We start from the raw sequence: 12,850 nt of genomic DNA on the forward strand, positions 1-12,850 counted from the left end.
TCCTCGAACCACCCCCCCTGTTCGAGGACGGCCGACCATCTTCTCCGGCAGTCGCGCCGCCTTCCTCCTTCTCGGCGCCCCGGCCCTCCTCTTCGCGCTGGTCACCTGGCAGGTCCTCGCGCACGGCCCGCTGGCCCGCGCGGACGAACGCCTCAGCGACTCCCTCGTCCACCGGGGCGCCCCCACCCAGTTCCTCGCCGACCTCGGCAACATCACGGTCGCCGTCCCGGTCCTCGCCCTCGTGCTCCTGTACGTCGCCTGGCGAACGCGTGCCACCGGTAGGGACCACTGGTGGCGGCCGTCCGCCGCGGCTGCGGTCCTCATGGCCGCCATACCGCTCTGGGTGATCCCGTTGAAGGAGCTCATCGCCCGGTCGGGTCCGCCGATCATGGGCCCTGGCACGGGTTTCTACCCCTCCGGCCACACGGCGACCGCCTCCCTCGCGTACGGCGGTGCCGTCCTGCTTCTGCTGCCCTGGCTGCGTGGCGCCCTCGCGCGCCGCGCGGTCGTCGTCCTCGCGGTCGTCCTGAACATCGGGGTCGGCTTCGGCCTGGTGCGCCAGGGCTACCACTGGCCGCTCGACGTGGGGGCGAGCTGGTGCGTGTGCGCGCTGCTGCTCTCCTCGCTGTGGTTCCGGGTACGCCGCCCCGCCGAGTGAGATCCGCGATCGCTCTGCCGGGTGGCGTCCGCGTCGGCCGCACGGGCGGCCGACGAGAGCGCGGTGCGGCCGGGGGACGGCCGCCGTCACGACATGGTGCTGTCAGGCGCCGGCTACCGGTCCTCGTCCCTGGCCAGGCTCGCCGCCGCCTCGTGCATCGCCAGTTCGAGCAGTGCCGGGTCGGTGAGGGTGCCGCTGCCGTCCGGCGAGATCAGCCAGCGGACACCGCCGGCCCGCCGGCCCGGGTACGGCACCACGATCCAGGTGCCACGGCCCGCGCTGCGCACACCCGTGCCGAGCCACCGGGACGCGGTGCCCGGCGGTACGAAGAAACCCATGCGGTCGTCGCCGAAGTCGACGAGCACGGGTCCGGGATGGTCGATGATGCGGGTCAGGACGTCGAGCGTGGGGTAGCCGAGTGCGCCCGGCAAAATCAGCACGTCCCAGGCCCTGCCGGCCGGAAGCAGGGCGACCCCCAAGGGGTTGCGCTCCCACTCCCAGCGGCAGGCCTCGGGATCCGGTGATACGGATGCCAGCCACTCGGCCGCCGTCTTGGCCCCAGTCATGACAGGGACCTTCCTCTCTGTAGAGCTCCATCGGACGCGGTTTCGCGTTCGGACGCGGTTTCGCGTCAGGAACACAGACAGAGGTTCCAGCCGGGCATTACGCGGGTTCCGACCACTTGTTGGTAGTGCATGAGGTTCGGCGGCCCAACAGGGCGCACGCCTGTTGATCACACGTGCGCCTTCACGCCCTGCCCGCCGCCGGGTCCGTGCCTCAGCTGTCGAAGCCCAGCCCCAGCCGGTCCATGGCCTTCAGCCACAGGTTGCGGCGGCCGGCGTGGGAGTCGGCACGGGCCAGGGACCACTTGGTGAGGGCGATACCGGTCCAGGCGAACGGCTCCGGCGGGAACGGCAGCGGCTTCCTGCGGACCATCTCCAGTTCGGTGCGCTCGGTGCGCTCCCCCGCGAGCAGGTCGAGCATGACGTCCGCGCCGAAGCGGGTGGCGCCCACACCCAGTCCCGTATAGCCGGCCGCGTAAGCGACTCTGCCCTGGTGGGCCGTGCCGAAGAACGCCGAGAAGCGGGAGCAGGTGTCGATCGCGCCGCCCCAGGCGTGGGTGAAGCGGACGCCCTCCAGCTGCGGGAAGCAGGTGAAGAAGTGCCCGGCGAGCTTGGCGTACGTCTCCGGCCGGTCGTCGTACTCGGCGCGCACCCGGCCGCCGTACTGGTAGACCGCGTCGTAGCCGCCCCAGAGGATCCGGTTGTCCGCGCTGAGCCGGAAGTAGTGGAACTGGTTGGCCGAGTCCCCGAGCCCCTGCCGGTTCTTCCAGCCGATCGACGCCAGTTGGTCGGCGGTGAGCGGCTCGGTCATCAGGGCGTAGTCGTAGACGGGGACGGTGTACGCGCGGACGCGCTTGACCAGGCTGGGGAAGATGTTCGTGCCGAGCGCCACCTGGCGGGTGCGGACCTGGCCGTAGGGGGTACGGACGGCCATGCCGGCGCCGTACGTCTTCAGGTTCAGCGCGGGGGTGTGCTCGTAGACGCGGACGCCGAGGTTCACGCAGGCCCACTTCAGGCCCCACGCGAGTTTGGCGGGGTGGAGCATGGCGACGCCCCGACGGTCGTGCAGGCCCGCCTGGAAGGTCGGGGAAGCGACCTGGTCGCGTACCGCGTCGGCGTCGAGGAACTCGATGCCGTCGGCGAGGCCCTTGCGGGCGATCTCGTCGTACCAGTCGCGCAGTTCCCAGGCCTGGTACGTCTCGGTGGCGACGTCGATCTCGCCGGTGCGTTCGAAGTCGCAGTCGAGGCCGTGGCGGGCGAGCGCGGCCTCGATCTCGTCGAGGTTGCGGGCGCCCAGCTCCTGGAGCTTGTGGATCTCGTCGGGCCAGCGAGCGAGGCCGTTGGCCAGGCCGTGGGTGATCGAGGCGGCGCAGAAGCCACCGTTGCGGCCGGAGGCGGCCCAGCCCACCTCACGGCCTTCCAGCAGGACGACATCCCGACCCGGGTCGCGCTCCTTGGCGATCAGCGCGGTCCACAGTCCGCTGTAGCCGCCGCCGACGACCAGCAGGTCGCAGGTCTCGGCGCCGGTGAGCGCGGGCTCGGGGTGGGGCTTGCCGGGATCTTCGAGCCAGTACGGAACCGGCTGTGCGTCGGAGAGTGACTTCGTCCAACGGCTCATGGCGCTTGGGGCCATGATTTCAACTCCCTACAGCCAAAGAGGCTTATGCCTTTTGCTTCTTCCTGCGGTTTCCGATGACCATTCCGGCCACCACGAACAGTACGGCGATCAGGAACATGGCCGTGCCGATGACATTGATCTGGACGGGCGTACCGCGCTGTGCCGAGCCCCAGACGAACATGGGGAAGGTGACGGTCGAGCCCGCGTTGAAATTGGTGATGATGAAATCGTCGAAGGAGAGCGCGAAGGCGAGCAGCGCGCCCGCCGCGATGCCGGGGGCGGCAATGGGCAGGGTGACCCGGACGAAGGTCTGGACGGGCCCGGCGTACAGGTCGCGCGCGGCCTCCTCCAGCCTCGGGTCCATCGACATGACGCGCGCCTTCACGGCGACGACGACAAAGCTGAGGCAGAACATGATGTGGGCGATGAGGATCGTCCAGAATCCCAACTGTGCACCCAGATTGAGGAACAGGGTGAGCAGCGAGGCGGCCATCACGACCTCGGGCATCGCCATCGGGAGGAAGATCAACGAGTTGACGGCGCCCCGCGCGCGGAAGCGGTACCGCACGAGCGCGAAGGCGATCATCGTGCCGAGGGCGGTCGCACCGAGGGTCGCCCAGGCGGCCAGCTGGAGGCTGAGCGAGAGCGAGCCGCACAGGTCGGCGACGCCGCACGGGTCGGTCCAGGCGGCCGTGGAGAATTCCTGCCACTCGTAGTTGAAACGGCCCTTCGGCTGGTTGAAGGAGAAGACCGTGACGACGACGTTCGGCAGGAGCAGATATCCGAGTGTCAGAAGTCCCGCGATGACGACGAGACGGCGCTTGAGCCAGTTGACGAAGGCCATTTAAACCAGATCCTCCGTCCCGGACTTGCGGATGTAGACCGTGACCATGAGGAGAATGGCGGCCATGAGGATGAACGAAAGGGCCGCCGCCGTCGGATAGTCGAGGATCCGCAGGAATTGGCTCTGGATGACGTTGCCGATCATCTGGGTGTTGGTGGAGCCGAGCAGTTCGGCGTTCACGTAGTCGCCGCCGGCCGGGATGAAGGTCAGCAGCGTGCCGGAGACGACGCCCGGCATGGACAGCGGGAAGGTCACCTTGCGGAACGTCGTGAACGGCTTCGCGTACAGATCGCCGGCCGCCTCGTGCAGCCGCCCGTCGATACGCTCCAGCGAGGTGTAGAGCGGCAGGACCATGAACGGCAGGAAGTTGTACGTGAGGCCGCAGACCACCGCGAGCGGCGTGGCCAGCACGCGGTCCCCGGCCGTCAGACCGAGCCAGCTCGTGACGTCCAGGACGTGCAGGGTGTTGAGCGCGCCGACGACCGGGCCGCCGTCCGACAGGATCGTCTTCCAGGCGAGGGTGCGGATCAGGAAGCTGGTGAAGAAGGGAGCGATCACCAGTATCAGGATCAGATTGCGCCAGCGGCCCGCGCGGAACGCGATCAGGTACGCCAGCGGGTAGCCGAGGAGCAGGCACAGGATCGTCGCCGAGCCCGCGTAGAGCACCGAGCGCAGGAACTGCGGGTAGTACTCGCTCAGCGCGTCCCAGTAGGTCGCGAAGTGCCAGGTGACCTGGTAGCCGTCCTCCAGGGAGCCCGTCTGCACCGATGTGGAGGCCTGGTAGACCATCGGCATCGCGAAGAAGACCAGCAGCCAGATCAGGCCGGGCGCGAGCAGCAGATACGGCGTCCAGCTGCCTCTCTTGCGGGGCGGCTTCGCCGTCGGGACGGGGGCGAGGGGTGGTGGTGCCTCGGCTTCGGTGAGGGTCGACATCAGACGGCCGCCCCTTCGTCCACGCCCGCGGAGCCCGCTGTCCCTGCAAGCAGGGACTGAGCGGCGTCCAGGCCGAAGGTGTGCGCGGGGTTCCAGTGCAGGACGACGTCGGCTCCGGGGACGAGCCGGGCGTCGCGGTCGATGTTCTGGACGTACACCTCGAACTCGGGACAGACCGAGCTGTCGATCACGTACTGCGTGGAGACGCCGATGAAGCTGGTCGCGGCGATCTTCCCGGTGATGCGGTTGCGGCCGACCGGGATCTCCCCTGCGTCGTCCGCGTGCGTGAGGGTGATCTTCTCCGGGCGTACTCCGACGAGGACCTTGCCGCCGGTCCGGGCGGGTGCGGAACATCGCGCCTCGGGGAGGACGAGCTTGCCGTCGCCCGCCTTCAGCACGATCTCGTCGCCGCTCCTGGAGTCGACCTCGGCCTCGATGAGGTTGGAGGTGCCGAGGAAGTTGGCGACGAAGGTGGTCCGTGGGTTCTCGTACAGGTCGGCGGGTGAGCCGAGTTGCTCGACTCTGCCGCCGTTCATCACGGCGACCGTGTCGGCCATGGTCATGGCCTCCTCCTGGTCGTGCGTGACGTGGATGAACGTGATGCCGACCTCGGTCTGGATGCGCTTGAGCTCCAGTTGCATCTGGCGGCGCAGTTTGAGGTCGAGGGCGCCGAGGGGTTCGTCGAGGAGGAGGACCTTCGGGTGGTTGATGAGGGCGCGGGCGACGGCCACGCGCTGCTGCTGGCCGCCCGACAGCTGATGCGGCTTCTTGCGTGCCTGCTCGCCGAGCTGGACCAGTTCCAGCATCTCCTCGACCTGCTTCTTCACGCTCTTGATGCCGCGCCGGCGCAGACCGAAGGCGACGTTCTCGAAGATGTCGAGATGCGGGAAGAGGGCGTACGACTGGAAGACGGTGTTCACCGGCCGCTTGTACGGAGGCAGGTTCGTCACGTCGTGGTCGCCGAGCGAGACGCTTCCGCAGGAAGGTTCCTCCAGGCCGGCGATCATGCGCAGGGTGGTGGTCTTGCCGCAGCCGGAGGCGCCGAGCAGGGCGAAGAAGGAACCTTCCGGCACGGTCAGGTCGAGCGGGTGCACGGCGGTGAAGGAGCCGTAGGTCTTGCCGATGCCGGAGAGGCGGACGTCACCGCTGCCGTTGTCTGTGCTCTTCTTGCTGGTCATCGTCCTCGTCACGCCCCTGTCAGCTTCGCGAACTTCTCTTCGTACGCCGTCTCTTCCTTCTGGGTGAGGGAGCGGAAGGCGTGGGACTTGGCTGCCATGGCCGCGTCGGGAATGATCAGCGGGTTGTTCGCCGCGTCCGGGTCGATCTTGGCCAGCTCCGCCTTCACGCCGTCGACGGGGCACACGTAGTTGATGTACGCGGCGAGTTCGGCGGCCGGCTTCGGCTCGTAGTAGTAGTCGATGAGCCGTTCGGCGTTGGTCTTGTGCCGGGCCTTGTTCGGGATCAGCAGGTTGTCCGTCGAGGTCATGTAGCCGCTGTCGGGGATGAGGAAGTCGACGTCCGGGGTGTCGGCCTTGACCTGGACGACGTCACCGGCCCAGGCGATACAGGCCGCTAGGTCGCCCTTGGTGAGGTCCGAGGTGTAGTCGTTGCCGGTGAAGCGGCGGATCTGGCCCTTGTCGACGGCCTTCTGGAGGCGGGCGATCGCCGCGTCGTAGTCGTCGTCGCCGAACTTCGCCGGGTCCTTGCCCATGTCCAGCAGGGTCATCCCGATGGTGTCGCGCATCTCGGAGAGGAAGCCGATCCGGCCCTTGAGCTTCGGGTTGTCGAGCATGTCGGAGACGGACGTGACCTCCTCGCCGTCGAGCGCCTTCTTGTTGTAGGCGATGACGGTCGATATGCCTTGCCAGGGGTACGAGTACGCGCGGCCCGGGTCCCAGTCGGGGTTGCGGAACTGCTGGGAGAGGTTCATGAAGGCGTGCGGCAGATTGGCCGCGTCCAGTTTCTGGACCCATCCGAAGCGGATCAGCCGGGCGGCGAGCCAGTCGGTGACGCAGATGAGGTCGCGACCGGCGTCCTGACCGGCGGCGAGCTGCGGCTTGATCTTGCCGAAGAACTCGACGTTGTCGTTGATGTCCTCGGCGTACTCGACCTTGATGCCGGTGCGCCGGGTGAACTGCTCCAGGCTGGGGTGATGCTTGCCGCTGTCGTCGATGTCCATGTAATCGGTCCAGTTGGAGAAGTTGACCTCCTTCTCCTTGGCCGAGTGGTCCTCTGACGAGACGCCCGAGGTGTTCCTCGCCGCGGGGATGCCGCAGGCGCTCAGCGCGCCGAGCCCGCCGATCGCGAGTGCGCCACCGGTTGTGGCGCGCAGCAGCGAACGACGGCTGAGGGCGGCCCTGCCGCCCGTGAGGCTGCGCCGCACGGCGGCCGCCTGGGCCTGGGACAGGCGGTCGGGCTCGTACTGCTCCATGCGCGTGATGCCCTTTCGGAGGTGCCCTTTCGGGAGGGTGGGCGGGGACGGGCCGGGGTCGAACGGCCGGTCCCCGGGCTGGCTAGCGGTCCCCGAAGATCGTGCGGTGCCAGTCCTTCCTGGCGATCGCCGTATTGTCGAACATGACGTGTTTGATCTGGGTGTACTCCTCGAACGAGTACATGGACATGTCCTTGCCGAAGCCGGATGCCTTGTGTCCGCCGTGCGGCATCTCGCTGATGATCGGGATGTGGTCGTTGACCCACACACACCCGGCCTTGATCTCCCGGGTGGCGCGGCCCGCCCGGTACACGTCCCGGCTCCAGGCGGAGGCGGCGAGGCCGTACGGGGTGTCGTTCGCGAGCCGGATGCCCTCGTCGTCGCTGTCGAAGGGCAGGACCACGAGCACCGGACCGAAGACCTCCGACTGGACGATCTCACTGTCCTGGGCCGCGTCCGCGACGAGCGTGGGCCGGTAGTACGCGCCGTTCTTCAGCTCCCCCTGGGGCGCCTCGCCACCGGTGACCACGCGCGCGTACGCGCGTGCCCGCTCGACGAACCCGGCGACGCGGTCGCGCTGGACGTGCGAGATCAGCGGGCCGAGGTCGGTGCCCGGGGCGAAGGGGTCGCCGAGCCGGACGGTCTCCATGAGAGCGGCCGTCCGCGCGACGAACTCCTCGTAGAGGGGCCGCTGCACGTACGCGCGCGTGGCGGCCGTGCAGTCCTGGCCCGTGTTGATGAGGGCGCCCGCGACCGCGCCGTTGACGGCGGCCTCCAGGTCGGCGTCGTCGAAGACCACGAACGGGGCCTTGCCGCCCAGCTCCAGATGGATGCGCTTGACGGTGGCCGTGGCGATCTCGGCGACGCGCTTCCCGACGGCCGTGGACCCGGTGAAGGAGGTCATGACCACGTCGGGATGCCCGACGAGGTGCTCTCCGGCCTCCTTGCCGGTCCCGGTGACGATGTTGATCACGCCGTCGGGGATTCCGGCGTCGGTGGCGGCCTGCGCGAACAGCAGCGAGGTGAGCGGGGTCGGCTCGGCGGGCTTCAGGACGATCGTGTTGCCCGCGGCGATCGCCGGGAGGATCTTCCAGGCGGCCATCTGGAGCGGGTAGTTCCAGGGCGCGATGGAACCGACCACACCGATGGGCTCACGGCGTACGTACGAGGTGTGGTCGCCGGAGTACTCGCCGGCCGACTGGCCCTGGAGGTGCCGGGCGGCGCCCGCGAAGAACGCGGTGTTGTCGATGGTGCCGGGCACGTCGAACTCGCGCGTCAGCTTGAGCGGCTTCCCGCACTGCAGGGACTCGGCCCGCGCGAACTCCTCCGCCCGGTCGGCCAGGACCGCGGCGAAGCGGTGCAGCGCGTCCGACCGCTCACCGGGGGTCGTGGCGGCCCAGCCGGGGAACGCCACGCGGGCGGCGGCGACGGCCGCGTCCACGTCGTCCGTGCCGGCCAGCTCGTAGGTGAGGACCTCGTCGCCGGTCGCGGGGTCGACGACCGCGTGGGTGCGGCCCGATGTGCCCTTCGTCAGGCGGCCGGCGATGTACTGGGCGCCGGCCGCGAAGCGGTCCTGTGCGGGGAATCGGTCCGAGGCGGCGGTGCCCGGGTTCTGCATGTCGCTCTCCTCCGCCGGCGCCCCCTCTGTTCCCGGGGGCTGGTGGCGTAGCTCCAGCTCGATTTGAGTGCCGATCCTGACAGAGCTATGCGGCACCAACAAGTGATTCCGTTGTTGCCTTTTGGTTACGCGACGGAATCTGTCGACCAGGTGTCCAGTCAGGGCGGAAAATCGAGGACGGATTGTCAGTGGTGGCTGCCAGACTCGTCGGCATGGAGAAGATCGATTCTTGGGACACGCTCACGAAGGCGGTCCGGTCGGGGGCAAGGGTCAACTACCTGCACTTCTGGGGACACCGCCCACGGCCCGACGGCCGGATCGGCGCGAGCTGTCTGAGCCAGTGGTGGCCGTCACCGTTCACGGTGGACGGCGTGGAGTACGCGACGGCCGAGCACTGGATGATGGCGTCGAAGGCCCGGCTGTTCGGGGACGCGGAGGCGGAGCGCAAGGCCGTCGCCGCGTCGAGCCCCGCCCAGGCCAAGAAGATCGGGCGGCTGGTCCGCGGCTTCGACGACGCCATCTGGCAGCGGGAGCGCTTCGGCATCGTCGTCGAGGGCAGCTTCCACAAGTTCGCCGCCCACGCCGACCTGCGGACGTTCCTCCTGGGCACGGGCAACCGCGTACTCGTCGAGGCCAGCCCCCTCGACCGCGTCTGGGGCATCGGCCTCGCCGCGGACGACGAACGAGCCATGGACCCCGCGCGGTGGCGGGGCCCCAACCTGCTGGGCTTCGCCCTGATGGCTGCCCGGGAGAGATTGCTGAGCGGGGTCGACGCCTGAGCACTCCACCGGAAGCCCGTACGCCTGTGGGTGCGTCGTGGCCGGTCGCCACCCACGGCGGAGTCGCACATCGCCACAGCCCCGCGCCCCTTGGGGCGCTACTGAAGCGCACCGGCCTTCACGCCGGCCCCGTCTAGTCGGTGCGGCGCGCGAGGGTGCCGACGGCGGGGGGCGCGTCGTTGTCGCCGGCCGGCAGCACCAGCGAAAGCGACGTGGAGTAGCTGTCATCGAAGGGGTCGGGGTCCGAGTCGTAGTCGTCGCTGCCGGGCGCCACGATGATGAGGACGATGAACCCGATGCCGAGCAGGATGCCGACCACTCCGCAGATGATCCCGGCCAGGGCGTGGCCCGGGTTCGTCGCCTCGCCACGGCGTGCCTTGGCCCGGCCGATGAACCCGAAGATCACGGCCATGATCCCGAGCAGAATCGCCAGCGGCCACAGACAGAACAGCACGGCGGCGCAGATGCCGAGCACCATCGCCGCGATCCCCATCCCGTTGCTCGGCGGCGCCGCCATCGCGGACCAGGCATAACCCGCACCGGGGGTGGGGTAGCCGACGCCGGGGTGGGCGTGGGCGCCCGGGTACGCCGGGTACTGGTGGGGGTAGCCGTACGGGGCCTGCCCGGGCCCTTCGGGGCTGATGGGCGGGGGCGGTACGGCGGTGCCGGGGGCGGGCGCCGCGTAGGGGGCGCCGACTGCGGGCGGCGGGAAGGACGCGTGGGGCGCGGGCGGGGCGAACGGGTTGGGAGCGGGGGCGGAGGGCGTGGCGGGCTGCGGGCCGCCCGGGGGTGCGAACGCGCCGGGACCGGCCCAGGGCTGCGGAGCCGCAGGGGCCTGGAAGGGCGTCGGCGCACCCGAGTCGGCCGGTACCGGGCCGCTGGTGTCCACGCCCGGCATGGACGCGACCGTCATCTGGTCGTAGACCGAGGGAGGGGAGGGGGCGGGACTCGGCATCGGGGTGTCTGCCGGTGCGGCCCATGGGTCGCGGGGAGCGGGGCCGGGAGTGGCGGAGTCGGTGACCGGCACGTTCGGCTCGGCGGACCCGGCGGGCGCTGTCGGCTTGTCCAGCGCCACCTTGGCGGCCCGGGCCGGAACCGCATCCTCGGGCTCCGAGGCGGCGTCCGGCGCGGACTGCAGTGGGACACCGTCAGCCACGGTCGGCAGCACGGCACGATCAGCCGCCCCCCACACTGGAGCGCCGTCGGCCACCGTCGGCAACGCAGCACCATCGATCACCATCGGCAGCACATCGTCCTCGGCCACCGTCGGCAGCGCGGCGCCGTCAACCACCGTCAGCGCTATCGCGGCGTCGCCCTGTGAGGGTGCCCACGGGTCCGGCTGTGGGTCGGCCGGTGTCTCCGGAATCGGTGCCTCGTCGGACGGCATAAGTGGGTCCCCCTGTAACGTTCCGTGCCGTTCTGCGTCGTCTTTTCCGTCGTACGCGATCAGCTGTACGTTCGGTCATGCTAAGGCCCTGGGTTCAGCGCGCGGATCGCCGCCTACGATGATCCCCGAGTCATCGATCAGCCGATCACCCGCGCCCCCCGACGAAGACCATGGTCCGGGGCGGACGCCGTTCCCGGGGAGGAACCTTGACCGACCACCGCACCGCGCAGGGCGTGCCCGTGACCCCCGCCGTTTCCGGCGCGTCCGGCACCCGAGACCCGCACGCCTTCATCGCCGGTCTGCCCAAGGCCGAACTGCACGTGCACCACGTCGGCTCCGCCTCCCCCCGTATCGTCTCGGAACTGGCCGCCCGCCACCCCGACTCCAAGGTGCCGACGGACCCCGAGGCTCTCGCGGACTACTTCACGTTCACGGACTTCGCCCACTTCATCCAGGTGTATCTGTCCGTCGTCGACCTGATCCGCACCCCGGACGACGTCCGGCTGCTGACCTTCGAGGTGGCGCGGGACCTGGCCCGGCAGCAGGTGCGGTACGCCGAGCTGACCGTCACGCCGTACTCCTCCACCCACCGCGGGATCGACGAGCGGGCCTTCATGGAGGCGATCGAGGACGCGCGCAAGGCGGCGGAGGCCGAGTTCGGGACCGTACTGCGGTGGTGCTTCGACATTCCCGGCGAGGCGGGGCTGGTCTCGGCCGAGGAGACCGTCCGGCTGGCCACCGAGGACCGGCTGCGGCCGGAGGGGCTGGTGTCGTTCGGGCTCGGCGGGCCCGAGGTCGGCGTACCGAGGCCGCAGTTCAAGCCGTACTTCGACCGGGCGATCGCGGCCGGGCTGCACTCGGTGCCGCACGCCGGCGAGACCACCGGCCCCGAGACGGTGTGGGACGCGCTGAACGAGCTGCGCGCGGAGCGCATCGGGCACGGCACCAGTTCGGCCCGCGACCCGAAGCTGCTCGCCCACCTCGCCGAGCACCGGATCGCCCTGGAGGTCTGCCCGACCTCGAACATCGCCACGCGCGCGGTCCGCACCCTCGACGAGCACCCCATCAAGGAGTTCGTGCGGGCCGGGGTGCTGGTCACCATCAACTCCGACGACCCGCCGATGTTCGGCACCGACCTCAACACCGAGTACGCGGTCGCGGCGCGCCTCCTCGACCTCGACGAGCAGGGGCTGGCCGCCCTCGCGAAGAACGCCGTGGAGGCGTCCTTCCTCGACGAGCCCGGCAAGGCCCGTCTGTCCGCCGAGATCGACACCTACACCTCGGCCTGGCTGACCCCCTGACCCGATCGGGACCACAATCATCCCCATGCGCACCGTGACAGCCGTCGCCCATCGCGGCGCCCCGTACCACCACCGTGAGAACACGCTCGACTCCCTGCGGTCCGGGCTCGAACTGGGCGCGAACGCCGTCGAGTTCGACGTACGGACGACCCGTGACGGCGTGCCCGTCCTGCTCCACGACTCGACGCTGAACCGGCTCTGGGAGGTGGAACGGCCGCTGGCCGCGCTCTCCGCCGCGGAGCTGCGCGGGCTGACGGCCGACGGGGTACCGACGCTGGCCGACGCGCTGCTCACCACCAAGGACAGCCGGGTCATGGTGGACCTGCCGGGCGCGGTGAACCCCCGGGCGGTGCGGCAGGTCCTCGACGTCGTAAGGGAGTACGAGGCCGAAGACCGCGTCTACTACAGCGCCGACCCGCCCACCATGCTCGCCGTCCGCGCCGCCGCCCCCACCGCCGAGATCGCCCTCACCTGGAAGACCCTCGCCCCACCCCGCCCCGCCCTCCTCGACGCCATACGCCCCCGCTGGCTCAACTACCGCTTCGGCCTCGTCACCCGCGCCCTGGCGGACCGTATCCACCGCGACGGCTACCTCCTCTCCGTCTGGACCCCCGACACCCGCCGCTCCATGCGCCGCCTGATCGATTTGGGCGTCGACTCGATCACAACGAACCGAGTCGACGCACTGTGCGCACTGAAGCGGCACTCCTGAAACGGA

Annotated in this window: 12 protein-coding genes; 4 read left to right on the top strand and 8 right to left on the bottom strand. The window is 69.8% G+C overall.

The window, feature by feature from the left end; translation table 11 throughout:
- The coding region (locus tag ACFU53_RS19345; protein ID WP_383993459.1) for a phosphatase PAP2 family protein at positions 1 to 658 on the top strand (658 nt) is incomplete at its 5' end.
- Between the two features lie 113 nt (positions 659 to 771).
- Here ACFU53_RS19345 and ACFU53_RS19350 read toward each other — a convergent pair.
- The 7 genes from ACFU53_RS19350 to ACFU53_RS19380 form a co-directional block, all read right to left on the bottom strand.
- Positions 772 to 1,224 (bottom strand): hypothetical protein, encoded by a 453-nt coding sequence (locus tag ACFU53_RS19350; RefSeq protein WP_383993462.1) that lies wholly within the window; start codon positions 1,222 to 1,224, stop codon positions 772 to 774.
- Positions 1,225 to 1,435: 211 nt separating this feature from the next.
- On the bottom strand, positions 1,436 to 2,854 hold the full coding sequence (locus tag ACFU53_RS19355) for an NAD(P)/FAD-dependent oxidoreductase (protein ID WP_383993465.1): 1,419 nt from the start codon (positions 2,852 to 2,854) through the stop codon (positions 1,436 to 1,438).
- 28 nt (positions 2,855 to 2,882) lie between these two features.
- A complete protein-coding gene (locus ACFU53_RS19360) occupies positions 2,883 to 3,683 on the bottom strand; it encodes an ABC transporter permease (protein ID WP_383993467.1) in 801 nt (266 codons plus the stop codon).
- Positions 3,684 to 4,616, bottom strand: a complete 933-nt coding sequence (locus ACFU53_RS19365; RefSeq protein ID WP_383993470.1) for an ABC transporter permease — start codon at positions 4,614 to 4,616, stop codon at positions 3,684 to 3,686.
- Positions 4,616 to 5,794, bottom strand: a complete 1,179-nt coding sequence (locus tag ACFU53_RS19370; RefSeq protein ID WP_383993473.1) for an ABC transporter ATP-binding protein — start codon at positions 5,792 to 5,794, stop codon at positions 4,616 to 4,618. Before ACFU53_RS19370 ends, ACFU53_RS19365 begins: the two co-directional genes overlap by 1 nt.
- A gap of 8 nt (positions 5,795 to 5,802) precedes the next feature.
- Complete coding sequence (locus tag ACFU53_RS19375) at positions 5,803 to 7,047, bottom strand: spermidine/putrescine ABC transporter substrate-binding protein (protein WP_383993475.1); 1,245 nt, start codon at positions 7,045 to 7,047, stop codon at positions 5,803 to 5,805.
- A gap of 82 nt (positions 7,048 to 7,129) precedes the next feature.
- Positions 7,130 to 8,665, bottom strand: coding sequence for a gamma-aminobutyraldehyde dehydrogenase (locus ACFU53_RS19380; protein WP_383993478.1), 1,536 nt, complete (start codon positions 8,663 to 8,665; stop codon positions 7,130 to 7,132).
- Between the two features lie 212 nt (positions 8,666 to 8,877).
- On the opposite strand from ACFU53_RS19380, the gene ACFU53_RS19385 reads away from it, so the two are divergent.
- Entirely contained in the window at positions 8,878 to 9,444 is a 567-nt protein-coding gene (locus ACFU53_RS19385; RefSeq protein ID WP_383993569.1) for an NADAR family protein, read from the top strand.
- Between the two features lie 133 nt (positions 9,445 to 9,577).
- Here the strand turns inward: ACFU53_RS19385 and ACFU53_RS19390 are convergent, their stop codons facing one another.
- Positions 9,578 to 10,831, bottom strand: coding sequence for a DUF4190 domain-containing protein (locus tag ACFU53_RS19390; protein ID WP_383993481.1), 1,254 nt, complete (start codon positions 10,829 to 10,831; stop codon positions 9,578 to 9,580).
- A 206-nt stretch (positions 10,832 to 11,037) separates the two neighbouring features.
- Here ACFU53_RS19390 and ACFU53_RS19395 point away from each other — a divergent pair, with 206 nt between their 5' ends.
- The gene (locus ACFU53_RS19395; protein WP_383993484.1) at positions 11,038 to 12,132 is read left to right on the top strand and encodes an adenosine deaminase; all 1,095 of its coding nucleotides are present in this window, start codon (positions 11,038 to 11,040) and stop codon (positions 12,130 to 12,132) included.
- 25 nt (positions 12,133 to 12,157) lie between these two features.
- Complete coding sequence (locus tag ACFU53_RS19400; RefSeq protein ID WP_383993487.1) at positions 12,158 to 12,844, top strand: glycerophosphodiester phosphodiesterase; 687 nt, start codon at positions 12,158 to 12,160, stop codon at positions 12,842 to 12,844.
- Positions 12,845 to 12,850 lie beyond the last annotated feature (6 nt).

This window comes from Streptomyces sp. NPDC057474 (genome assembly GCF_042802555.1).
GTDB lineage: Bacteria > Actinomycetota > Actinomycetes > Streptomycetales > Streptomycetaceae > Streptomyces.

What these genes read in the sequence shown, in the direction of transcription:
- ACFU53_RS19390 (WP_383993481.1), bottom strand. Translation starts at nt 10,831, where the DNA reads ATGCCGTCCGACGAGGCACCGATTCCGGAGACACCGGCCGACCCACAG.
- ACFU53_RS19380 (WP_383993478.1), bottom strand. Translation starts at nt 8,665, where the DNA reads ATGCAGAACCCGGGCACCGCCGCCTCGGACCGATTCCCCGCACAGGAC.
- ACFU53_RS19355 (WP_383993465.1), bottom strand. Translation starts at nt 2,854, where the DNA reads ATGGCCCCAAGCGCCATGAGCCGTTGGACGAAGTCACTCTCCGACGCA.
- ACFU53_RS19365 (WP_383993470.1), bottom strand. Translation starts at nt 4,616, where the DNA reads ATGTCGACCCTCACCGAAGCCGAGGCACCACCACCCCTCGCCCCCGTC.
- ACFU53_RS19400 (WP_383993487.1), top strand. Translation starts at nt 12,158, where the DNA reads ATGCGCACCGTGACAGCCGTCGCCCATCGCGGCGCCCCGTACCACCAC.
- ACFU53_RS19385 (WP_383993569.1), top strand. Translation starts at nt 8,878, where the DNA reads ATGGAGAAGATCGATTCTTGGGACACGCTCACGAAGGCGGTCCGGTCG.
- ACFU53_RS19375 (WP_383993475.1), bottom strand. Translation starts at nt 7,047, where the DNA reads ATGGAGCAGTACGAGCCCGACCGCCTGTCCCAGGCCCAGGCGGCCGCC.
- ACFU53_RS19360 (WP_383993467.1), bottom strand. Translation starts at nt 3,683, where the DNA reads ATGGCCTTCGTCAACTGGCTCAAGCGCCGTCTCGTCGTCATCGCGGGA.
- ACFU53_RS19350 (WP_383993462.1), bottom strand. Translation starts at nt 1,224, where the DNA reads ATGACTGGGGCCAAGACGGCGGCCGAGTGGCTGGCATCCGTATCACCG.
- ACFU53_RS19370 (WP_383993473.1), bottom strand. Translation starts at nt 5,794, where the DNA reads ATGACCAGCAAGAAGAGCACAGACAACGGCAGCGGTGACGTCCGCCTC.